We start from the raw sequence: 21,564 nt of genomic DNA, 5'->3' as shown, positions 1-21,564 counted from the left end.
CAGTCATGGCATACCTTTTCGACAAGTGCGAAATTTTCGAAGACGCTCAAACGGTGGGGACAGCATGATCCTTCCATCCAAGCATCTTCCGCAGGATCGCGCGTTGCTGACCGTCGGCGGGCACATTTTGACGTTTCTCACACGACCAAAGACTGTCTCCGCACTTTGGGAGGAGCTCAATCGGCATGAGGCGGGCGTGACTGCCATGCCTCGGCGAATCACGTACGACTGGTTCTTGCTTTCCCTCGATCTTCTGTACGCCCTTGGAACCATTGAACTCGAAAGCGGCCTTGTGACACGGAGAACAGCTTGATTCACAACATCTTCAGCACTCTGCCGACCTTTAAGAATCTTGGAGATCTGAAACCAGGTCTAAATGTGCTGCTCGCTCAAAAAACCGAGGGAGCGACCACAAAACAAACACGCAATCGCGCTGGTAAAACGAGTTTCGTGGAGCTAGTGCATTTTCTTCTTGGTGCCGACGCGGGCCCGGACTCGATTTTCCGAACCCCGGAATTGGCGGAGCACACCTTCGGCATGGACTTCGACTTGAAGTCGGAACGCACTGTCGTCGAACGCAGTGGTGGCTCCAAAGCCAAAGTTTTCGTGACTGTCCAACCAGCCGCAAAGGTTAAGTTCTCGGCCACCGAGTGGTGTACGTTCCTTGGCGAACAAATGTTTGGTCTGAGCAGCCTTGAAGCCGCAGGCAGTAAGCCACCTTCGTTCCGATCGCTGTTTGCCTACTTTGTGCGCCGACAGGCGAGTGGTGCCTTCATGACGCCGGAGAAGCAGGCCGCGATGCAGGGTACCGGCGACTTGCAGATGGCGCTGATGTTCCTGCTCGGACTGGACTGGCAGATTGCCAGGGACTGGCAGGCTGTACGGGATAGGGAAAAGACTCTTGAAGAGCTAAAGAAGGCAGCTGGGAACGGTGCATTCGGCTCAATTATCGGCAAGGCCGCCGACCTGCGCACAGAACTGACCATTCAGGAGGCTCGCCTCAAGAAGCTTCACGCGGAAGTTGAGACGTTTCAGGTCTTGCCTGAGTACCGGGAACTGGAAGTCGAAAGCGCCAGCTTGACCCGCCAACTCAACGAGCTTGCCAACGCCAATACCATCGACTTCTCAGCTATCCGTGATCTGGAAAGTGCCCTCGCCTCCGAGGTCCCTCCTGACCACGAGGATCTCCAGGCGGTTTATCAAGAAGCAGGCATCGTGCTGCCTGACTTGGTCAAGCGCCGCTACGAGGATGTGAAGAGTTTTCATGACTCTGTGGTGCGCAATCGCAGGGACTATCTGTCCAGCGAACTCGAAGCTGCCAAACTGCGTATCGAGCTGCGCGATAGTAAGAAGGCGCAGTTCGACCAGAGGCGCGGCGAGATCCTGGGCATTCTCAGGAGCCATGGTGCGCTCGAGCAGTTCATCAAGCTGCAAGGCGAGCTGGGACGGCTAGAGTCCGAAGTGGAATCCCTACGGCAACGCTTCGAAGCAGCAGAGCAGCTCGAAGGCACCAAGAACGAGCTGGAGATCGAACGCAACCGCCTCACGATCCGCCTACGGCGTGACTTCACCGAGCAGAAGGACCGGCTGGCTGAAGCTATCGTCGCCTTCGAGGAAACCTCTCAACGCCTGTATGAGTCGGCGGGGAGCATGACAATCGATGAAACCTCGAATGGACCAGTCTTCAAGTTTCCGATGCAGGGGCAGCGCAGCAAGGGCATCAAGAACATGCAGATCTTCTGCTTCGACATGATGCTGATGCGTCTTTGCGCCAGCCGAAAAATTGGACCTGGATTCTTGATACACGACAGCCACCTGTTCGACGGTGTTGACGGACGCCAGGTCATCAGCGCATTGCGCCTTGGCGCTGAGATTGCGCATGAGCTTGGCTTTCAGTACATCGTGACGATGAATGAAGACGATGCCTTCAAGGAGACCATTGATGGATTCGACCTCAATGACTACGTCCTGCCCACGCGTTTGACCGACGCCACCGAAGACGGCGGTTTGTTTGGCATAAGGTTTGGCTAATGAGCAGATTGTGGCTGTTCAACTCTGGGAGTGTCGGCCCGCTGTGGACCTTAAGGGAAATACAATGGATAAGAAGACCAAAGGATCTTGGTTGATCCACCACACTAATAAGCTACAAGGTGTCACTAATCAATCAGGCTATGAAAAAACCTACTTGGCGGGCAAGGCTGGAATACTCTTATCGGCCATTTCTGCCAACAAGGAAATCACAGTCAACAATGACAGACTGGCGGTACTGGCTAAGGCAGCCAATATAAATACAACATTTGAGCTTCCCAAGCTAATCGAAGTGCTGCAGCAACAATCCCTGATCGACAAGTCACCGGGAGGAGTTGCCGTACTTGGTGTGACTACCTCTACTGCGTTGCAACACACTTCTGACCTCTTTGACTCTCTAGCGCCGACGGCCAATGAAGTTGCTTCAATCGAGCTTGCCGAGCATGCCTCCATTGCCCCCGTGCTCGCCAACGATATCGCAGCTAATTTAGCTGACACATACAAGCTGGCGACTGCGGACCTAGGCCAGTTGTTCTCAGATGCAGAGCAGATTGGTTTCGTCGATACGGAGAGACTTGACGGTAACCAGACGCTGTTGTTCAACGGAAACCTGTTTCGCCGCGATACCACTCAAAAGATCAAAGCAGTTCTGGACTCTCTGAACCCAGCAGAGCAAGTAAAGCTCAATGAGCTCACCGAAACACTGAGGAAGCGAGCGTGCGTCAGCACAGACCACGCAAAGCAGTTCCTGGGTGACGCTCTCTTCCAAAAAGTGACAGCGATCGGCTTGTTCGACATCAGTGTGGTTAGCAATTCGACCGAAGATGTTGGATTCCTGACCTTGCCGTCGGCGTTCTCCAAGTACAGCAACTCGATGATCGATGATGCCTTCGACCTCGCGAAAGCCTTTGTCAGCTCTGTAACTTATGGCATGACCAAAAGCTACTATGAGCGTGGGCAGATCCAAATGGTCGACGCCCTACTAGGTGCATTGGTTCGCGGAGAAAGCGTTGGTCCAGTACGCGCGATTGCTGAAGACTACAAGCTGCTTGAGTTGAAAGGTGTGGTTGAAGTAACACACGGATCAAAGAAGGGGCGATCTGGCCCGATGCTTCGCCTCCTAAAAACAGAGGTTGGTGAATTGGCTCTTCAAGCAATACGACAAGGGGATGTCAGCGAGCACTCTTTGAATGCCTTACCAACGGCTGCCGTAACCACATTCAACGGCCCTGAGCACAATCGCGAGAAGGTTCGAAGGACACAAACAAAGATGAGCCCGAAAGCAACGAACGACATGCTATCCATCCTCCGGACAGGGGGTGGACTATGAGCAAGGGTCAACAACAAGCCTTGCCCAAAGGGCCAAAGATGGAAGAGTTGTTGCGTAGCTATTTCCTTAAAGCTGGCTACTACGTGGCTCGTGGCGTTCCGTTTGTGTATGAGGGTTTCGATGTCACCGACATAGATCTGTGGCTTTACAGCCGAACATCCTCAGTATCGCGCGAAGTCGCCTTGGTTGATGCCAAGAACAAGAAAACTCCCCAAGCGATAGAGCGTATCTTCTGGGTGCAGGGACTGCGCATTGCCACGAAAGCAACAAACGCGATTGTGGCAACAACAGAAAAGCGTCAAGAGGTAAAGGATTTTGGCAGAGAGCTTGGCGTGCTCGTTCTTGATGGTAGCTTCCTCGGCAAACTTGCAAAGTCGGAAGACCCAAATGCGACGAGACTTTCTGACGAAGAATTCTTTGCTCGGATAAATGACTACACTTTGAGCAAGCTGGACGGTGACTGGCGTGGACGAATAGTTCTATCCAAGAGCCTGCTGGCCAAATCGCTTTCATTTGACAGCTGCAATGAATGGCTTGGGCAAGGGAAGTTCTTTGCCGAACAGTCCATCACCAAAGGAACCCAGCGCGAAACAGCTCTCAGGTGTCTTTATTTAGTATGTTCGTTCATTGCCATTGCGATTGACTACTCCATGAAAGAGCTTTCGTTCCATGAGCAATCCGAACGCAGCGAACTAATCAAAGATGGATTTACTTATGGGTCTAGAGGCAGCTCTGGCTTGAAAAAGGTACTAAATGTCGCAATGGCTTTGGTCGAGGAGCATGCGAATGATGGCCCAGCAATTTCTCGGCAGGTGAGAACAAGCGTTGAGAAGCAATTGGCTCAATTAAATACCTCGATACTGGGCGATTTTTTCTCGAAGAATGATGTCACTCGGACATTGTTTAGCGTCGCTAGAGAGTTCGAACAGCTTGCTATGGCCAGAAAGTTCAATCCTCATAGCTCCGCGAGCATCGAGCTTCGTAGTACGCTATTTTGCCTGCTCGACTACTGGGGTGTTGATAGGGTGATGTTTTCGGAACTCTGAACAACTGAGCGTCCTCACCTGATTGTCGTATCAACCATACGACAATCAGGCGGAGCGAGCATTGCAGCCTTGCTTGGGAAAGCCTGGAAATCAGTTTCATTGGAGCGTCTGTCCGCGAAATGAGTTCTAGCATTGCATGACCACGCCTCTTAGGTAGCCCCTGTAATTACCCTTATGTCGATATGGCAGCTACTTTCATAGCGCCATCCAGCTTGCGGTGAATCAGTGATACCAATGTCAGAATATCCAGAGCGTCCTGTTCGGACATGGGCTAATTTGTCTTGGGCCAGCGTCAGCGTGTCCCGATTGGCACACTGAATGATGGTCTTGCGTGCCGGCCGGTCATCAAAAGGCTCGACACCGGAGATATCCCGGCCCTGGTCGCCTCCCGATTGGCCGCGCCAGGCCAAGTCGCGCCAGCCTGCGCGCACGTGGTACGCAAAGACAAGGCGCTCAAACTGAATACCACTGTAATCCTCGAAATGTATCGGAGAAACCGTCACTGTCGCCATGTCCTTCCCCCTTTCCGTGGCAACCTAGTCCTTAATACGCTCATCTACGCTCCTGTGAGTTTTCGCGATAGCCAATGAAAGCCACCATTGCTTCCTGCAGTAGGAAGTTCTTGTATCGCCAAACGATTACGGAGTGCCACATGGAGAATAACGCGCCACGTCAAACCAGCCGAGACAGCAGCGCTGAGGAGCACCCGCAGCCTGTATCCCTTCCCCTGCCAGGCGCGGACACCTACGATGATCTGCCGCAGTTTCCGAAACACAGTGTCCTGCCATTTCGCCGAACGATTCGCCGCCAAGATCTGAGGCAGATCGTCCCTTTAGCCGAAACAACAATCTACGAAATGGAACGCAGAGGCGAGTTTCCGCGTCGCTTCAATCTGACCCCGCGCTGCGTTGTGTGGGATCTGGCCGAGGTGGAAGCGTGGATTGAGGTGCGCAAAAAAGCTCCTCGTGAAAACATCTCCAAGCCAGATGTCCACTTACGAAAAACGCGCCCTACTCGGGCAACTTCGAATGAAGGTTGAGACCAAGCCTACAAATTCATGTAGCGGTCTTCCAAATAACGGAGTAGATCATGCGGATCGACCTGCGCCTGCTTGCTGCGATTACACGAGCTGTGTGCAAGCTGGATGTTATTCCTTTCATTACCACCGCCATAGCTGAAAGGAACCTTATGATCCACATCCATATCACCAAGAGACAGCGGTCCATTACAGATTGAACAGAGCCCATTTTGACTTTTGTAGAGCTCTTGAACGACATTCAACAACCACGGCCGTCGACGCGCGGGGGCAATGTCTTTCAGGATTTGAGAGCACTCAACAAGCAGCGCGAACAAGTTATTGAACGACTCTCTTTCAAGGTCGGCTGCACGCCTCTGAAGATCTCTCAGGTCAGCCATCTTTTTTCTTTTCCTTCAAATTCTTTTCAATTCTTGTTTGATTATTGAGAAGCCTGCGGCGCAAGCTCTTCGCTCGTTCCATAGCAGCGGTATTCTCTGCCGATAGAATCAAGGACTCGACAGATTGCACAAGCCCGTCAATCTGCCCCTTCATGAGAACAAGCTCTTCGACAGTTCGATTTTTGTAATCTCCGAACTGGTCGAGAGTCGAAACTACATGCTGCTCAACAGCGTCAAGCCGAACCTCAATCCGATCAACTCTGCCTTCGAGCTCTCTCAAACGCTTAACAATCTCTTCGTTGGTCATCGTAATCTTCTAAAAAGTCTCTGGAGAATCACCGGAGCAAAACTGATTTCAAGGAATATTCTCAGCAACCTTTAACGGCTGCTTCCAACCGAAGCTGCGACTCGTCCAAGGTTGTCACCCAACCAAAGCTTCCAACTCTTTGAAAGCCAAGCTCGGCAACCGTCGCCCCTCTTTCGCAACGTTGACCTGTAAGGCCACCTGAGCCACATCCAACACGCTCTTGGTAAGCGAATAGCTGCCCTTAGCCTGCAACCACGTCAGAACGTCCGCCAAATGCCATATTGATGCACTACCCTCATGCACCGGTGCCGGAAAACTCCCTGGATGTGCCAGCATCAACTTGCGCATGTTCTGCCGCGACACTCCGATCATCTCGGCCACCTCGGTCAGCCCGACCAGATCCGGGGCAACCTCGATCAGCCTGGCCGAGGGCACTGCACGGCGAACATCAGCCAGTGCACTGCGCACAGCCGCATCTGCACTCTCTGCCTCGCGGATGAATTCCAGCGCCAGCCGCCCGGGCTGGCCGATGCCAACCAGGGCATCGTCGCAGCCAGCCTCGCCAAGGCGCTCGACAAGTGCATCCGGGTCACGGTCATCGTCGGCAAGTTGATATTTCAGCGTGAAGGTGTATTCCATAGTCCTATTCCTCTGCACCGTCGGCAGGATCCTGCTGCTTACGGTGCGTGGTGCAGTTGTCCACGACGCGCCGCAGGGCGCGTGAGTGGTTGCCAGGGCTCTTCGGCGTGCTCCATACACTGGTGATGCAGAACTCGCCGCAACGACATTCCTCGTCGTTGTAGGGACAGTAGATCCGTCCCCAGGCGTGACTGCCGCCAACTTCTACGCGCCAGCCCTGCCCTTCGGCATGTCTAAGCGCTTCTTCGACCTCTTTCTTCGGGTGCGAGGGACGGGTCATTGGTGATCTCCAGTATTCGCATGACTCACAAGGTTGTCAACTGACAACCTTGTCCTTCCTTTAAACGGCGGCACTCAACACCGGCACAGCCACATTGTCCGGCAACAGCTTCGGCACATGAGTCCGACCGTCGATCCAAGCATCGACCATGTCCGCCCACTCCTGCAGCATGTGGCGGCGCTGCTCGGCGTACTCGGCCTTGTTGTAGACCGAGCGCGAGGAGCGCCCATCCTCATGCGCCAAACACTTCTCGATCCAGTCGCCATTGAAGCCCACTTCGTTGAGTAGCGTGGAGCCCGTCCTGCGCAGGTCGTGAACCGTAAACGGCTCCAACGGCAGCCCTGCTTCCTTGGCACGCGATGCAATAAGTTGGGTGATCCGGTTCAAGGTGGCGTGCGACATGCCGCGGTGGATGTCGTAGCGCGAGGGAAGCACGAATCTCGAACCAGCAGCACAGGTGTGCAGCGCGATAAAGATGTCCAAGGCTTGGCGCGACAGGTAGACCACGTGAGGGTTGCGCCCCTTCATCCGTTGCTTGGAGATCGTCCAGGTGGCGTTCTCAAAATCCACCTCATTCCAGGTCGCCTCGATCAGTTCGCTCTTGCGTACCAGGGTCAACAGCACCAGCCGCAAGGCCAGCCGGATAGTGGGGTATGCGGCAATGGACTCCAACTGGTGGAATGCCAACCGTATCTCGGTCGGGGTTAGCGCTCGATCCTTCGGCACGAAGGTGGCGATCGACGCCGCCTTCACATCATCGGCCGGATTCTCGACCTTCTCCCCATGCAGGATCGCGAACGCATAGACCTGCTTCACGATGTCACGAACGTGAACCGCCGTAGCCGGTGCCCCACGGGCCTTCACCTTGGCACAGAGCGCTCGCAGATCGTCAGGAGTGATTTCGGTCAGAAGCCGATTCTCGAAAACCGGCAGGATGTCGCGGTCGATGATGCTCTTGCGCATGGCCCGCGTGCTGTCGGCCATACGCGCACCGGCCAGCCAGCTCTTCAACATATCGCCAAAAGCCTTGGCAGCCGTCAGGCGTCGTTTGGCCCGTTGCTTTTCCAGGGAAGGCGAGTGTCCCTGGGCAACCATGCGCTTGGCATCAAGCAGCTTTTCGCGAGCCAAGGCCAACGATATTCCCGCTGGACCATACCGTCCGATGGTCAGCGTTTCCCGACGTCCGTTGAGACGGTAATCGTAGCGAAAGGTGACGGTACCGCTAGGCGATACCGTCACGTACATGCCATCGCGGTCGGAAGCCTTGTAGGGCTTGGCCTTTGGCTTGAGATTGCGCAGTGCGGTGTCGGTAAGCATCGAGGTTTTTCCTCCTGTTCATGACGGCTTTTACCGTCAAGGGCCAGGAGACCTGCTGATGCCGGGAAAGCCGCAGAACAGAAGCGTTCCCAAGAAGAGATTTACCGTCAAAGACCGGTTTGGTCTCGATAGTAAACGGGAGGGTCTTAATCCGACCTCCAGCGCCTACCGTCACCACTACCGCCAAACCGTTCTGCTGCCCGGCGATAGTCACCGATAGATGCCGCGACGTATTTTCTTTTAAATCAACACGTTACAGCATCTTATCGATAGGTACCGATAGCCCCCGAAGGACCTGATTTCACTCCCACTCGATGGTCGCCGGTGGCTTGCTCGACACGTCGTAAGTGACGCGGGAGATGCCTTCGATCTCGTTGATGATGCGGTTGGAAACCTTCTCCAGCAGCTCATAGGGCAAATGCGCCCAACGTGCGGTCATGAAGTCGATGGTCTCCACCGCGCGCAGGGCGACGACCCAGGCATAGCGACGGCCGTCACCGACCACGCCCACGGACTTCACCGGCTGAAACACTACGAAGGCCTGGCTGGTCTTGTGGTACCAGTCGAAGTTGCGCAGCTCCTCGATGAAGATGTGGTCGGCGCGCCGCAGCAGGTCGGCGTATTCCTTCTTCACCTCGCCGAGAATGCGCACACCCAGGCCCGGGCCCGGGAAGGGGTGACGGTAGACCATATCGTACGGCAGGCCGAGTTCGAGGCCGATCTTGCGCACCTCGTCCTTGAACAGCTCGCGCAGCGGCTCGACCAGCTTGAGGTTCATCTCTTCCGGCAGACCGCCGACGTTGTGGTGCGACTTGATCACATGGGCCTTGCCACTCTTGGCGCCGGCCGACTCGATCACGTCCGGGTAGATGGTGCCCTGGGCGAGAAACTGGATGTTGTCCAGCTTGCTGGCCTCGGCATCGAACACGTCGATGAAGGTGCGGCCGATGATCTTGCGCTTCTTCTCCGGGTCCGCCTCGCCTTCGAGGTTGGTCAGGAACTGCGCTTCGGCGTCGGCACGAATCACCTTGACGCCCATGTTCTCGGCGAACATGGCCATCACCTGATCGCCCTCGTGCAGGCGCAGCAGGCCGTTGTCAACGAACACGCAGGTCAGCTGGTCGCCGATGGCCCGATGCAGCAGCGCAGCAACCACCGAGGAATCGACGCCGCCGGACAGGCCGAGCAGCACGTTGGCATTGCCGACCTGCGCACGCACCTGGGCGATGGCATCTTCGACGATGTTGGACGGCGTCCACAGCGCTTCGCAGCCGCAGATTTCCAGGATGAAGCGCGACAGGATGCGACCGCCCTGGCGGGTGTGGGTCACTTCCGGATGGAACTGCACGCCGTAGTAGTGGCGGGTTTCGTCACCGATGGCAGCGATCGGGCAGCTCGGCGTGCTGGCGATGATATGGAAACCGGCCGGAATCTCGGTGACCTTGTCACCGTGGCTCATCCACACGTCGAGGCCGAACACGCCATCGTCATCCATGTGGTCTTCGATGCCGTCGAACAGCTGCGACTTGCCGACCAGATCGACACGCGCGTAGCCGAACTCGCGCACATCCGAGCCCTGCACCTTGCCGCCCAGCTGCTCGGACATGGTCTGCATGCCGTAGCAAATGCCGAACAGCGGTACGCCGAGATCGAACACCGCTTGCGGCGCGCGCGGACTGCCTTCTTCATGAACCGACTCGGGGCCACCGGCAAGGATGATGCCGCGTGGCGCGAAGGCGCGGATGTCGTCTTCGCTCATGTCCCACGGGTGCAGTTCGCAGTAGACGCCGATCTCGCGCACGCGGCGGGCGATCAGCTGGGTGTACTGGGAGCCGAAGTCGAGGATGAGAATGCGGTGGGCGTGGATATCAGGTTGAGCCATTTTCTTCACCTGGAGAAATGGCTGAAGGCTGAAGGCCGCAGGCCGAACGCAATCCGTTCAACCTGCCGCCGCCAGCCTCCAGCGAAGAGTTCGATTAACCGACGCGGTAGTTCGGCGCTTCCTTGGTGATCTGCACATCATGCACGTGCGACTCGGCCATGCCGGCGCCGGTGATGCGGACGAACTGCGGCTTGCTGCGCATGTCGTCGATGGTGGCGCTGCCGGTGTAGCCCATGGAGGCGCGCAGGCCGCCCATCAGCTGATGGATGATCGCGGCCAGAGCACCCTTGTACGGTACGCGGCCTTCGATGCCTTCCGGCACGAGCTTTTCGGCCCCGGCAGAGGAGTCCTGGAAGTAACGATCCGAGGACCCTTGCGCCTGCGCCATGGCGCCCAGCGAGCCCATGCCGCGGTAGGCCTTGTAGGAGCGCCCCTGGAACAGCTCAACCTCGCCCGGCGCCTCTTCGGTACCGGCGAACATCGAGCCCATCATCACCGCGTTGGCGCCAGCGACGATGGCCTTGGACAGGTCACCGGAGAAGCGGATGCCGCCGTCGGCGATCATCGGCACGCCGGTGCCTTGCAGCGCGGCGGAGACGTTGGCAATCGCAGAAATCTGCGGCACACCGACGCCGGCGACGATGCGTGTGGTGCAGATCGAGCCCGGGCCGATACCGACCTTGACCGCGTCCGCACCGGCCTTGACCAGATCAAGCGCCGCTTCGGCGGTGGCGATGTTGCCGCCGATCACCTGCACCTGCGGGAAGTTGTCCTTTACCCAACGCACGCGGTCGAGCACACCCTTGGAGTGTCCGTGAGCGGTATCCACCACGACGACGTCGACGCCAGCGGCGGCCAGTGCTTCGACACGCTCTGCGGTGTCAGAGCCGGTGCCGACGGCTGCGCCGACACGCAGACGGCCCTGGCCGTCCTTGGACGCCAGCGGGTAGGTCTTGGCCTTCTCGATGTCACGGAAGGTCACCAGGCCACGCAGGTTGAAGTTGCCGTCGACCACCAGCATTTTCTCGATGCGGTGCTCGTAGAGCTTGGTCTTGATCACTTCCAGACCGGTGCCTTCGAGCACGGTGACCAGCTTGTCCTTGGGGGTCATGATCGCCGCGACGGAATCACCGGCGTTCGGCGTGAAGCGCAGGTCGCGCCCGGTGACGATGCCCACCAGCTCCTTGCCCGACACCACGGGGAAGCCGGAGAAGCCCAGCTCGTGCGCCTTGCGCTGCAGCTCGCTGATCTTGGTTTCCGGCGTCACGGTGACCGGGTCATGCACGATGGCCGTCTCGTGGCGCTTGACCTTGCGCACCTCGGCAGCCTGCTGCTCGATGCTCATGTTCTTGTGGATAATGCCGATGCCGCCTTCCTGCGCCATCGCGATGGCCAGGCGGGCCTCGGTGACGGTATCCATCGCTGCGGAAACCAGCGGGATGTTCAGCTCGATTTCGCGGGTCAGGCGGGTCTTCAGGCTGACATCCTTCGGCAGAACCTCGGAATATCCCGGGATCAGGAGAACATCATCGAAAGTCAGGGCTTCTTGGCTGATACGCAGCATGGCGGGGGCTCCCAGGCGGGAAAAAGGAAGCGCGGCATTATACCCACGCACCCTCTCGCGCTCAACGTGGTTGTGCGGTCTGCTGCGCACGTTCCGGCGCGCCGCATCGACGAAGTGACCGTACGGTCACGCCTGATCGATGACCAGCGCCACCTTGAACCCCAGCCGCTCGCCGAACTCTTCGAGGAATTCCTGACGAAACCCCGCCTCGCCCCAGCCGTTGAAGATGAATCCCAGGTTGGAGAACGCACACGCCGGAATGAACAGGAAACCGTTGATGTCGTCCTCGAAGCCACATTCGGGACAGGTGAAATTGTCGGTCTGCCCAGGCATCCACTCATCCAGACTCTCGAACAGCGCCTCGCCGATCTCCCGACGGCATTCCGGGCAGCCGGCTTCCTCGGCGAAATCGCGGGTCGGCGTGTAAATGCAGCGCTTGGTCACCACCTCCAGGCCGTTGACGGCCTCACCGAACGGCAGCCGCTCCGGGTGCAGCATGACGCGGCGCGCGCCCGGCGCAATCGCATAGGCCATCCCATGGGTACCGCGGCCGCAGGTGGTCGGCAGCGCCTCGACGATGCGCCGCTCGGCCAACCAGCGCAGGATCATCCGCGCGCGGGCCTCATGCGCCGGAAAGCTGGAAATGCGCGGCACGACGATGGCTTGACTGTGACTCATGAATGGCTCGGTCGGAAGGCAGTGGGCGGCCGGGCAGCTTAATGCGCGGATCGCTCAGGTCAATCGCAGCCGGTCGCAGGGCGGCTGCTCCGGGCGTTTTCCCGTATCATCGCCGCCATGCTCAAAGATCCCTTCGAACGCCTCAATCTCGATCGCGAAGTCCTCACCGTCAGCCAGCTCAACGGCCGAGCCCGACTGCTGCTGGAGGACGTGTTCGCCCAGGTCTGGGTCGAAGGCGAGATATCCAACCTCGCCCGCCCGGCTTCCGGCCACATCTATTTCACCCTCAAGGACAAGAACGCCCAGGTGCGTTGCGCGCTGTTCCGCCAGAACGCCGCGCGGGTGCGCCAAGCCTTGCGTGACGGCCTGGCGGTGCGCGTGCGAGGCAAGGTGTCGCTGTTCGAAGGCCGCGGCGACTATCAGCTGATTCTCGACACGCTGGAGCCGGCCGGCGATGGCGCACTGCGCCTGGCCTTCGAGGCACTCAAGGAAAAGCTTGCCGGCGAAGGCTTGTTCGCTGTCGAGCGCAAGGCCGCCCTGCCCGCCCATCCGCGGCGCATCGGCATCGTCAGCTCGCCGACCGGCGCGGTGATCCGCGACATCATCTCGGTGTTCAAACGCCGCGCGCCGCAGGTCGAACTGACGCTGATTCCGACCGCCGTGCAGGGCCGCGAAGCCACCGGACAGATCGTTCGGGCGCTGCAACTGGCCGATGCGCAAGGTTTCGACGCGCTGATCCTGGCCCGTGGCGGCGGCTCGCTGGAGGACCTCTGGTGCTTCAACGAAGAAGCCGTGGCGCGCGCGGTGGACGCCTGCGTTACGCCAATCGTCAGTGCCGTGGGGCATGAAACCGACGTATCGATCGCCGACTTCGTCGCTGACGTACGCGCCCCCACGCCTTCGGCAGCGGCCGAGCTGCTGGCGCCAAGCAGCGCCGACCTGCAGCAGCGCCTGAGCGGTCTGCATCAGCGACTGCTGCTGCGCATGCGCGACCGCCTGCACCGTGACGCCATGCGCCTGGAGAGTCTGACTCGGCGCCTGCGCCATCCGGGCGAACGCCTGCAGCAGCAGGCCCAGCGCATCGACGACCTCGAACAACGCCTGCTGCGCGCCGTCGACCGTCGCCTGTGCGGCGGTCAGGAGCGCCTGGCGCGCCTGGAAACCCGCCTCGCCGCGCAGCATCCCGGGCGCACGCTGCACCTGCTGCGCCAGCGTCTCGAACACCTCTCCGACCGCCTGCCGCGCGCCATGCAGTCGGGCATGAAGGCCCGGCGCCAGCAGCTGCAGGGCTTGGCGCAGACGCTACAGATCGTCAGCCCGCTGGCGACCCTCGGCCGCGGCTACAGCATCCTGCTCGACGAGCGCGGCCAGGCGATTCGCAGCGCCAGCCAGACCCACGCCGGCCAGCGCCTGAAGGCGAAACTGGGCGAAGGCGAACTGGCGGTACGCGTGGAAGACAACCATCTGGAACCGGTGACGCTGCCGCTGCTCTGAACGTGCCAGCCGGCAACGGATTGATGCGAGTCGCGCACCCCCTGAACGAAAAAGCCAGCCTTGCGGCTGGCTCTAATCGAGGCTTCAGGGCAGTTCACGGCCCGTTGCGCGCATCGGCTGCTCAGTCTTCGCGATAGCGACGCAGCTTGAGCTGCTTGCCACCCACGCGGGTGTCCTTGAGCTTGCCGAGCAGGCGCTCGAGACCTTCTTCCGGCAGTTCGACCAGGCTGAAGCTGTCGCGCACCTGGATGCGACCGATGGCTTCGCGGGCCAGGCCGCCCTCGTTGAGGATCGCACCGAGCAGGTTGCGCGCAGCGATGCCGTCACGCGCACCCAGCGGCGTGCGGCAACGCGCGCGGCCTTCGGCCAGCGGCATTGGCGCGCGACGCTCGCGATCACCACTACGCTCAGGACGGTCGGGGCGCTCGGAACGCTCACGCGGGCCACTACCCGGTACCAGCGGCTGCTCTTTTTCCACTTCGGCCAGGGTCAGCGCCTGGCCATTGGTGGCCTTGCGCAGCAGCGCAGCGGCGAGGGCACGCGGGCTGCAGCCGATATCGGCGACCAGCTTGTCGAGCAGTTCGCCATGCGTGGCTTCTGCATCGGCGACCAGCGGCGCGAGGCTGTTGGTGAGCTTCTTGATGCGCGCGTCCAACACCTGCTGGGCGTTGGGCAGACGAGCCTCGGCGACCTTCTGGTTGGTTACGCGCTCGATAACCTGCAGCATGCGGCGCTCACGCGGAGTGACCAGCAGCAGCGCGCGGCCTTCGCGACCGGCACGGCCGGTACGACCGATGCGGTGCACGTAGGATTCCGGATCGTAGGGCATGTCCACGTTGAACACATGGGTGATGCGCGCCACATCCAGGCCACGGGCGGCGACGTCGGTAGCCACGACGATGTCCAGACGGCCATCCTTGAGCGATTCGATAACGCGCTCACGCTGGTTCTGGGCGATGTCGCCGTTCAGCGCGGCGGCCTTGTAGCCCTTGGCTTCCAGCGCGGCGGCCAGATCCAGAGTGGCCTGCTTGGTGCGCACGAAAGCGATCAGCGCGTCGAAATCCTCGACTTCCAGCAGGCGCAGCACGGCCTGGATCTTCTGGTCGGCGTGGACCATCAGGTGCGCCTGCTCGATGCGGGCGACGGTCTGGGTCTTGGCGGCGATCTTGATGTGCTGCGGCTCGCGCAGGTGCTTCTCGGCGATGGCGCGGATGGAATGCGGCAGCGTGGCGGAGAACAGCACGCTCTGGCGGCTTTCCGGCATGGCTTCGAAGATCACTTCCAGATCGTCCATGAAGCCGAGCTTGAGCATCTCGTCGGCTTCGTCGAGGACCAGGAAGCGGATGGTCGACAGCAGCTCGCTGTTACGGCTCAGGTGGTCGACCAGGCGGCCTGGAGTGGCGACGATGACCTGCGCGCCCTGGCGGATGGCCTTGAGCTGCGGGCCCATCGGGGCACCACCGTAGACGGCGACGACGCCAACACCGGGCATCTGCTTGGAATAGGTCTCGAACGCGGTGGCGACCTGCAGCGCCAGTTCGCGGGTCGGCGCGAGGATCAGCGCCTGCGGCTCGCGCTTGGCCGGATCGATCTTCGACAGGATCGGCAGCGCAAAGGCCGCGGTCTTGCCGGTGCCGGTCTGCGCCTGGCCAATCATGTCGTGGCCACCGAGGATCACCGGGATCGCCTGGGCCTGAATGGGAGAAGGTTCTTCGTAGCCGACTGCGCTGATGGCAGCCAGAACAGCGGAATGAATACCGAGTGCGGCAAAGCCGCCGATTTCCTGGGTCATGGGTCTTGTCTCTGATGCTCCGCAAGACCCATGTTCCGAAGCTGCGCATGCCGTGCAAAACCCGAAGGTCACCCTGGCAGCCTGGTCGGCGGGGTTGCGAAAACGTATGAATGATGAATCGTCAAGGATAGTCCGCTCGAAGCGGACAGCAGCCGAAGCAGCGCTTCGTGTGTTGCGGTACCTGAACGCAGGCTGGGTTTCAGCCGGCGCGTACTATACCGGAATAACGGCGGCTGTGCGTGAATTTTGCGTATTAAGGTTTACCGCCCGGGCTCGTCGGATCGACGGCTACCGCCATCAGCTCGCCGGACGCAGTGCGGCGATCAGGTAGTCGAGCGAATAGCCCAGACGTGGCGCCAGCGTTTCGGCGCGCTGGCGCAGACCGTCGAAATCCAGCTCCTGGTCGAGATCCGCCGGCACCAGCAGCACCACGTTGCCCTCCTTCACCGAGCACTCCCAGTAATGGCGGTGGAACAATCCACGCAACAATGCGGCGCCCAACGGTTTGCCCTCGTCGGTCCCCCACTGATTGATGACCAACCAGCCACCGGGATTGAGCTTCTCCTGACAGCGCTTCAGGAAATTCCAGGCCAGGTGCGCCGCCGCCGGACCGACATCGGTATACAGGTCGACGAACACCAGATCGGCCGACTCCGCCGACTCCAGCAGCTCCACGGCATCGCCGATGCGAATGTACAGCCGCACGTCGTTCTGCAGACCCAGGTAGCGCATCGCCAACTCGGGTACCGCGGGGCGCAGCTCGATGGCCTCGACATCCTCCAGCGGCAGGAACTCCAGGCAGGCCTGGGTCAGCGTCCCCGCGCCCAGTCCGAGGAACAGCGCGGTTTCCGGTGCCGGATGGCACAGCGCGCCAATCAGCATGGCACGCGTGTAGTCGTACTCCAGCCAGCTCGGAGCGGGCGTGAAGACACAGCTCTGCTCCACCGCCGCACCGAATTCGAGGAAGCGATAGTCGCCAACCTCGTATACCCGGATCAGACCGAACTCATCTTGCACCTCGGCCAGCAGCCGTTCTTCGTCTTGCATTGCGCCCTCCCGCGGAAGGCGCGCATCTTACCAGCCGATTGACGCTCGCTATCAGTCTTCGGCCGACGCTTGCGGTAACATCGCCGCACTTTTTCGCGAATGGAATACCCACCCATGACCACCGCCTGGAGCCCGTCGAGCTGGCGTAGCAAACCGATTCAGCAGCAACCCGAATACCCCGATGCCGACCACCTTGGCCGCGTCGAGCGCACCCTGGCCGGCCTTCCGCCACTGGTGTTCGCCGGCGAGGCGCGCGAACTGCGGCGCCAGTTCGCCGAAGTCACCCAGGGCCGTGCGTTCCTGCTGCAGGGCGGCGATTGTGCCGAGAGTTTCGCCGAGTTCTCCGCCACCAAGATTCGCGACACCTTCAAGGTGCTGCTGCAGATGGCCATCGTCATGACCTTCGCCGCCGGTTGCCCGGTGGTGAAAGTCGGCCGCATGGCCGGACAGTTCGCCAAGCCACGCTCGGCCGGCGACGAAACCATCGACGGCGTGACGCTGCCGGCCTACCGCGGCGACATCGTCAACGGCATCGGCTTCGACGAAAAGAGCCGCGTGCCGGACCCGGAGCGCCTGCTGCAGGCGTACCACCAGTCCACCGCCAGCCTCAACCTGCTGCGCGCCTTCGCCCAGGGTGGTTTCGCCGACCTGCATCAGGTGCACCAGTGGAATCTGGACTTCATCGCCAACTCGCTGCTGGCCGAGAAGTACCACCAGCTCGGGGCGCGCATCGATGAAACGCTGCGCTTCATGCGTGCCTGCGGCCTGAGCGATGCCCCGCAACTGCGCGAAACCAGCTTCTTCACCGCTCACGAGGCGCTGCTGCTGAACTACGAGGAAGCCTTCGTGCGTCAGGACAGCCTCACTGGTGGCTGGTACGACTGCTCGGCGCACATGCTGTGGATCGGCGACCGCACCCGCCAGCTCGACGGCGCGCATGTGGAGTTCCTGCGCGGTGTCGGCAACCCGATCGGCGTCAAGGTCGGCCCGAGCATGGACAGCGAAGAGCTGATTCGTCTGATCGATATCCTCAACCCGCGGAACGATCCCGGCCGCCTCAACCTCATCGTGCGCATGGGCGCCGACAAGGTCGAAGCCGGCCTGCCGCGTCTGATCCGCGCGGTGCAGCAGGAGGGACGCCAGGTGCTGTGGAGCTGCGACCCCATGCACGGCAACACCATGAAGGCCTCAAGCGGCTACAAGACCCGCGATTTCGAGCGGGTACTGGCCGAGGTTCGGCAATTCTTCGACGTGCATCGGGCCGAGGGCAGCTACCCGGGCGGCATCCACATCGAGATGACCGGGCAGAACGTCACCGAATGCATCGGCGGCTCGCGCGCAATCACCGAAGCCGGGCTCAGCGACCGTTACCACACTCACTGCGACCCACGCCTGAATGCCGACCAGTCGCTGGAGATGGCGTTCATGATCGCCGAGACGCTGAAACAGCTGCGTCAGAACTGAGCGCGCGAACACGATCGGTCGTTCGACAGACCGCAGAAACGACAAAGCCCGGCACTTGGCCGGGCTTTTCGTTGCGAGTCTGCGAGGAGGCGATCAGGCCTTGACGCGGGACTTGTACTCGCCGGTGCGGGTATCGATCTCGATCGAGTCGCCGATTTCGCAGAAGGCGGAAACCTGCAGCTCGGCACCGTTCTTCAGACGGGCAGTCTTCATCACCTTGCCGGAGGTATCGCCACGAACCGACGGCTCGGTGTAGACGATTTCACGAACGATGGTGGTCGGCAGTTCGACCGAGATCACCTTGTCGTTGTAGAACACGGCTTCGCAGACGTCGGTCATGCCGTCTTCGATGAAGGTCATGACGCCTTCGAGGTCGGCCTTCTCGATCTCGTACTGGTTGAATTCGTCGTCCATGAAGACATACAGCGGATCGGCGAAGTAGGAGTAGGTCACTTCCTTGCGCTCGAGAATTACCGGCTCCAGCTTGTCATCGGCCTTGTATACGGTCTCGGTCGCCGAACCGTTGAGCAGGTTCTTCAGCTTCATCTTGACCACGGCACTGTTGCGGCCGGACTTGTTGAACTCGGCTTTCTGGATGACCCAGGGTGCGCCGTTGATGATGGCCACCTGGCCGGCACGGAACTCTTGTGCGGTTTTCATACGAACATCCGATAGGAATTAGAGACAAAAAAGTCGGGTAGCCCTAGATCATTACTGATCCAGGGCCCCCTTAGAACCGTACGTGCGACTTTCACCGCATACGGCTCAAGCTTACGAAAAGCCAATCAATGACTGGCCGGCAACTATGACGGGCGATCCTATCATTTCAACCCACCGTGCCGCAAAGTCACCTTTTCTTGCCGGCTATGCACCAGCGCATGGCAGTTGGGATGAAGCAGCACACGGTTCCCCAAGGTATTCAGTCCGCCGTCCACGCGCCTGATGACGTGATGGTCATGCCAACCGGTTTCCTTGCTGATCGCATGCCCGCACAGGGCGCAACGCCCCTTCTGCCTGCGGAAAATGCTGAGTATCTGTCCCCGATAACGCAGCTTGTGCTGCATCCGTTGAACCCTCAACGCCTCCCACTTCAGCTCCTGCGTCGCGTCATAGGGTTGATACTCCCCCGGTAAACGCTTGTGACGCACGATTGCGGTTTCCGCCAGCCTGTACAGCTGTCGGAACTGCCTTTCTCCTTTGCCATTTTTCTTGGGATACGCAAACACCCAATTTCGCCCCCCTATGGATCGGAAGTATTTATTCCTGATCCAGTTAGAAGACTTCCTTGGATGCCTGCGCTTCGCCCACCTCCAAAGCCGCCAGAACATCAGATTATCCAGCGTGTTGAAGGTCCGTTTTGCCACGACCGGGGAGTGGTATTGCGCCCACCCCTTCAGTACCGGGTTCAGCTGGCCGATCAACGCTTCCTGCGTCAGTGCTCCGCTGCCTTTGATGATCTCGCGCACTTTTCGATAAAACGCCGAGACGTTTTTCTTCGAGGGCTTGATCAGCAGCTTGGCGTTCCTATACGGCGATTTCGGCACGTACTTCCTGAAATTCCATCCCAGAAAATCGAAGCCTTGGTGGATATGGACGGTCTGCGTTTTCTCCCGTGACAACGCAACCCCTCGTACCGACAGGAATTGCTCGACCCAGGGTTTGACCTCGTCCTCCAGCAGCTCTTTCGAGGCTGCTGTCACGACGAAGTCATCCGCATAGCGAACACAGTGCACCTTGGCCTTCTTGGCTATTTGGGTTCCCAGCTTCTGCACCAGATGGCGCTTCAGTTGGGTTTCCAAGCCATTGAGGGTGGCGTTTGCCAGACAGGGCGAGATGATCCCTCCCTGCGGCGTCCCGGCCTCCGTAGCCATGAGTTGTCGCCGGTCGATAACCCCGGCTTTCAACCACTTGCGCAGCACCATCCTGTCCATCGGGACATTCCGGCACAGCCACTCATGATTGATGTTGTCGAAGAACCCCTTGATGTCGCCTTCCAGAATCCAGACCGGCGCCGTTTGCGGCGACAGCAGGTGGAACAGCTCAACCATCGCGTCAGCAGTTGAACGATCCGGGCGAAACCCATAGGACTTCGGATCGCTGGTGCTTTCGATTACAGGTTCCAAGACTTGCAGATACAGCGCCTGCATGGCCCGATCCAGCATCGTCGGGATACCCAGCGGGCGTTTCTCTTGCTTGCCGGGCTTCGGTATCCATACCCGCCGTAGCGGTTTGGGCCGATAGCCTCGCTTTTTCGACAGACGTCCCACGGCCTGGAGCTTGGCCTGAGGCGTTCCCCAGGTTTCTCCGTCGACTCCCGGCGTCTTGCGACCCCGGTTTTCCGTGACTCGCCTTACAGCCAGACAGCGGCCATAAAACGAGTGGATCAGCAGTCGTTGCAGGCGTTTAACCCTGCGCCAATCGCCTTCCCCAGTTGCCTGCGCAATCTTTAGCTGCGTCTTCCGAACGGTTTGTTGAATCCTGGCCCAATCGAGAGCGTGCCAGTTCTTCATTCCGTCGAAGGACGCAGACGCGACCGGTGTTGCTGGTTGCGTTTTCATACTGTCCTCCTGATATGCACGACATTCAGGACGGACTACTCCCCTATGGGCAGTAGTCGCCCATAGGGTCGTTTGGTTATCGCTGGAATCAGCCGCTCTTCTTGCGCTCGTAAACCAGATGCACGTCAGCCAGGGTTGCCCCTGCCGGTGATGTTTCAACCGGTATGCCACCCATTACAGGCGACCATTCGCTTTTTGCATCCTCCCATTCCCCACACCCATCAGCGCCCCTTGCGGTTTGCCTGCCTGACCGATGCTGCTGGCCGGGCGAGTGGTCGGGATTGCCACGTTCCCCGAGTCGCATCGATTCCCCGTTTAGGCTTCGTCTTTCCCCCGGCAGTCGTCGTGGTACCGCATCACCTCGTCTGATGGCGATGACCGACTGCGTTGCCATTTTGGCTGGGGCCAATAATTGCCGTAGGCCCGTTGATACTTACGAGGGGTCTGTCGACGATTCACATGCGTTAGCCATGCGGGTTGGGTCATTAGCCTCGTCACGCCCGTGCAATTCGGACGCGAGGCGTTCTCCGTCACCGGATAACACCCTTTTGTGAGCGAGACATTGTTGATCAGGCTTCACACCCCGGGGTTGGCCCCCGACGCATGCCGATCTGATGAACTGGCGGGTACACGCCAGGCTCGGTGCCTCCTATGTGAGCGAGGTTGAGCAATGCGATTCGGAGCTATCGCTCCGTTGCTTAGGCAAGACACCTCCCACGTCT

The 21,564-nt window shown here is 59.6% G+C and carries 20 protein-coding genes; 7 read left to right on the top strand and 13 right to left on the bottom strand.

Annotated features, from left to right (window positions below):
- The 4 genes from NAV27_RS08685 to NAV27_RS08670 all read left to right on the top strand — a co-directional run.
- On the top strand, positions 1-313 hold a 313-nt coding region (locus NAV27_RS08685), incomplete at its 5' end, for an ABC-three component system middle component 6 (protein ID WP_256055296.1).
- The gene (locus tag NAV27_RS08680) at positions 310-2,031 is read left to right on the top strand and encodes an ABC-three component system protein (protein ID WP_102828949.1); all 1,722 of its coding nucleotides are present in this window, start codon (positions 310-312) and stop codon (positions 2,029-2,031) included. The genes NAV27_RS08685 and NAV27_RS08680, both read left to right, overlap by 4 nt.
- Before the next feature lie 64 nt (positions 2,032-2,095).
- A complete protein-coding gene (locus tag NAV27_RS08675) occupies positions 2,096-3,358 on the top strand; it encodes a hypothetical protein (protein WP_102828948.1) in 1,263 nt (420 codons plus the stop codon).
- Positions 3,355-4,404 carry a hypothetical protein gene (locus NAV27_RS08670; RefSeq protein WP_102828947.1) on the top strand — a complete coding sequence of 350 codons (1,050 nt, stop codon included), beginning with the start codon at positions 3,355-3,357 and terminating at the stop codon, positions 4,402-4,404. Before NAV27_RS08675 ends, NAV27_RS08670 begins: the two co-directional genes overlap by 4 nt.
- A gap of 149 nt (positions 4,405-4,553) precedes the next feature.
- Here NAV27_RS08670 and NAV27_RS08665 read toward each other — a convergent pair whose 3' ends face one another.
- A complete protein-coding gene (locus NAV27_RS08665) occupies positions 4,554-4,916 on the bottom strand; it encodes a hypothetical protein (protein ID WP_197931605.1) in 363 nt (120 codons plus the stop codon).
- A gap of 140 nt (positions 4,917-5,056) precedes the next feature.
- On the opposite strand from NAV27_RS08665, the gene NAV27_RS08660 reads away from it, so the two are divergent.
- Positions 5,057-5,443, top strand: a complete 387-nt coding sequence (locus tag NAV27_RS08660) for a helix-turn-helix transcriptional regulator (protein WP_102828946.1) — start codon at positions 5,057-5,059, stop codon at positions 5,441-5,443.
- An 8-nt stretch (positions 5,444-5,451) separates the two neighbouring features.
- On the opposite strand, the gene NAV27_RS08655 is transcribed toward NAV27_RS08660, so the two are convergent.
- The 8 genes from NAV27_RS08655 to NAV27_RS08620 all read right to left on the bottom strand — a co-directional run bounded on the left by NAV27_RS08655 (position 5,452) and on the right by NAV27_RS08620 (position 12,487).
- The gene (locus tag NAV27_RS08655; RefSeq protein ID WP_102828945.1) at positions 5,452-5,820 is read right to left on the bottom strand and encodes an HNH endonuclease; all 369 of its coding nucleotides are present in this window, start codon (positions 5,818-5,820) and stop codon (positions 5,452-5,454) included.
- A complete protein-coding gene (locus tag NAV27_RS08650) occupies positions 5,813-6,127 on the bottom strand; it encodes a hypothetical protein (protein ID WP_102828944.1) in 315 nt (104 codons plus the stop codon). Before NAV27_RS08650 ends, NAV27_RS08655 begins: the two co-directional genes overlap by 8 nt.
- Before the next feature lie 114 nt (positions 6,128-6,241).
- Positions 6,242-6,766, bottom strand: a complete 525-nt coding sequence (locus NAV27_RS08645) for a helix-turn-helix transcriptional regulator (protein ID WP_102828943.1) — start codon at positions 6,764-6,766, stop codon at positions 6,242-6,244.
- Between the two features lie 4 nt (positions 6,767-6,770).
- Positions 6,771-7,046, bottom strand: coding sequence for a hypothetical protein (locus tag NAV27_RS08640; protein WP_102828942.1), 276 nt, complete (start codon positions 7,044-7,046; stop codon positions 6,771-6,773).
- Between the two features lie 60 nt (positions 7,047-7,106).
- On the bottom strand, positions 7,107-8,363 hold the full coding sequence (locus tag NAV27_RS08635) for a tyrosine-type recombinase/integrase (protein WP_102828941.1): 1,257 nt from the start codon (positions 8,361-8,363) through the stop codon (positions 7,107-7,109).
- A gap of 301 nt (positions 8,364-8,664) precedes the next feature.
- Positions 8,665-10,245, bottom strand: coding sequence for a glutamine-hydrolyzing GMP synthase (gene guaA, locus NAV27_RS08630; RefSeq protein ID WP_008570418.1), 1,581 nt, complete (start codon positions 10,243-10,245; stop codon positions 8,665-8,667).
- Positions 10,246-10,339: 94 nt separating this feature from the next.
- Entirely contained in the window at positions 10,340-11,809 is a 1,470-nt protein-coding gene (gene guaB / locus NAV27_RS08625; protein WP_008570419.1) for an IMP dehydrogenase, read from the bottom strand.
- A gap of 126 nt (positions 11,810-11,935) precedes the next feature.
- Complete coding sequence (locus NAV27_RS08620) at positions 11,936-12,487, bottom strand: sugar ABC transporter ATPase (RefSeq protein ID WP_102828939.1); 552 nt, start codon at positions 12,485-12,487, stop codon at positions 11,936-11,938.
- A 117-nt stretch (positions 12,488-12,604) separates the two neighbouring features.
- On the opposite strand from NAV27_RS08620, the gene xseA reads away from it, so the two are divergent.
- Entirely contained in the window at positions 12,605-13,981 is a 1,377-nt protein-coding gene (gene xseA, locus NAV27_RS08615; RefSeq protein ID WP_102828938.1) for an exodeoxyribonuclease VII large subunit, read from the top strand.
- A gap of 121 nt (positions 13,982-14,102) precedes the next feature.
- On the opposite strand, the gene NAV27_RS08610 is transcribed toward xseA, so the two are convergent.
- Together NAV27_RS08610 and NAV27_RS08605 are read right to left on the bottom strand one after the other, a co-directional pair.
- Positions 14,103-15,773 carry a DEAD/DEAH box helicase gene (locus NAV27_RS08610; protein ID WP_043297276.1) on the bottom strand — a complete coding sequence of 557 codons (1,671 nt, stop codon included), beginning with the start codon at positions 15,771-15,773 and terminating at the stop codon, positions 14,103-14,105.
- 297 nt (positions 15,774-16,070) lie between these two features.
- Positions 16,071-16,820 carry a spermidine synthase gene (locus tag NAV27_RS08605; protein ID WP_008570423.1) on the bottom strand — a complete coding sequence of 250 codons (750 nt, stop codon included), beginning with the start codon at positions 16,818-16,820 and terminating at the stop codon, positions 16,071-16,073.
- Between the two features lie 114 nt (positions 16,821-16,934).
- Here NAV27_RS08605 and NAV27_RS08600 point away from each other — a divergent pair, with 114 nt between their 5' ends.
- Positions 16,935-18,284: a class II 3-deoxy-7-phosphoheptulonate synthase gene (locus tag NAV27_RS08600; RefSeq protein ID WP_102828937.1), complete on the top strand. Its 1,350-nt coding sequence runs from the start codon at positions 16,935-16,937 to the stop codon at positions 18,282-18,284.
- Between the two features lie 93 nt (positions 18,285-18,377).
- Here NAV27_RS08600 and efp read toward each other — a convergent pair whose 3' ends face one another.
- Positions 18,378-18,944 carry an elongation factor P gene (gene efp, locus NAV27_RS08595; RefSeq protein WP_003289309.1) on the bottom strand — a complete coding sequence of 189 codons (567 nt, stop codon included), beginning with the start codon at positions 18,942-18,944 and terminating at the stop codon, positions 18,378-18,380.
- 161 nt (positions 18,945-19,105) lie between these two features.
- Positions 19,106-20,842, bottom strand: a complete 1,737-nt coding sequence (gene ltrA, locus NAV27_RS08590; RefSeq protein WP_102828936.1) for a group II intron reverse transcriptase/maturase — start codon at positions 20,840-20,842, stop codon at positions 19,106-19,108.
- Positions 20,843-21,564: the final 722 nt, after the last annotated feature.

The organism is Stutzerimonas degradans (genome assembly GCF_024448505.1).
Taxonomy (GTDB): Bacteria; Pseudomonadota; Gammaproteobacteria; order Pseudomonadales; family Pseudomonadaceae; genus Stutzerimonas; species Stutzerimonas degradans.
The sequence above is the reverse complement of the archived record's forward strand: the minus strand, read 5'-3'. Positions and strand labels throughout refer to the sequence as shown.

Excerpts from the sequence above, each read along its gene's own strand:
- NAV27_RS08645 (WP_102828943.1), bottom strand. The coding sequence starts at position 6,766 with ATGGAATACACCTTCACGCTGAAATATCAACTTGCCGACGATGACCGT.
- NAV27_RS08620 (WP_102828939.1), bottom strand. The coding sequence starts at position 12,487 with ATGAGTCACAGTCAAGCCATCGTCGTGCCGCGCATTTCCAGCTTTCCG.
- efp (WP_003289309.1), bottom strand. The coding sequence starts at position 18,944 with ATGAAAACCGCACAAGAGTTCCGTGCCGGCCAGGTGGCCATCATCAAC.
- NAV27_RS08610 (WP_043297276.1), bottom strand. The coding sequence starts at position 15,773 with ATGACCCAGGAAATCGGCGGCTTTGCCGCACTCGGTATTCATTCCGCT.
- ltrA (WP_102828936.1), bottom strand. The coding sequence starts at position 20,842 with ATGAAAACGCAACCAGCAACACCGGTCGCGTCTGCGTCCTTCGACGGA.
- xseA (WP_102828938.1), top strand. The coding sequence starts at position 12,605 with ATGCTCAAAGATCCCTTCGAACGCCTCAATCTCGATCGCGAAGTCCTC.
- NAV27_RS08650 (WP_102828944.1), bottom strand. The coding sequence starts at position 6,127 with ATGACCAACGAAGAGATTGTTAAGCGTTTGAGAGAGCTCGAAGGCAGA.
- NAV27_RS08655 (WP_102828945.1), bottom strand. The coding sequence starts at position 5,820 with ATGGCTGACCTGAGAGATCTTCAGAGGCGTGCAGCCGACCTTGAAAGA.
- guaB (WP_008570419.1), bottom strand. The coding sequence starts at position 11,809 with ATGCTGCGTATCAGCCAAGAAGCCCTGACTTTCGATGATGTTCTCCTG.
- guaA (WP_008570418.1), bottom strand. The coding sequence starts at position 10,245 with ATGGCTCAACCTGATATCCACGCCCACCGCATTCTCATCCTCGACTTC.
- NAV27_RS08660 (WP_102828946.1), top strand. The coding sequence starts at position 5,057 with ATGGAGAATAACGCGCCACGTCAAACCAGCCGAGACAGCAGCGCTGAG.
- NAV27_RS08600 (WP_102828937.1), top strand. The coding sequence starts at position 16,935 with ATGACCACCGCCTGGAGCCCGTCGAGCTGGCGTAGCAAACCGATTCAG.
- NAV27_RS08670 (WP_102828947.1), top strand. The coding sequence starts at position 3,355 with ATGAGCAAGGGTCAACAACAAGCCTTGCCCAAAGGGCCAAAGATGGAA.
- NAV27_RS08665 (WP_197931605.1), bottom strand. The coding sequence starts at position 4,916 with ATGGCGACAGTGACGGTTTCTCCGATACATTTCGAGGATTACAGTGGT.
- NAV27_RS08675 (WP_102828948.1), top strand. The coding sequence starts at position 2,096 with ATGGATAAGAAGACCAAAGGATCTTGGTTGATCCACCACACTAATAAG.
- NAV27_RS08635 (WP_102828941.1), bottom strand. The coding sequence starts at position 8,363 with ATGCTTACCGACACCGCACTGCGCAATCTCAAGCCAAAGGCCAAGCCC.
- NAV27_RS08640 (WP_102828942.1), bottom strand. The coding sequence starts at position 7,046 with ATGACCCGTCCCTCGCACCCGAAGAAAGAGGTCGAAGAAGCGCTTAGA.
- NAV27_RS08605 (WP_008570423.1), bottom strand. The coding sequence starts at position 16,820 with ATGCAAGACGAAGAACGGCTGCTGGCCGAGGTGCAAGATGAGTTCGGT.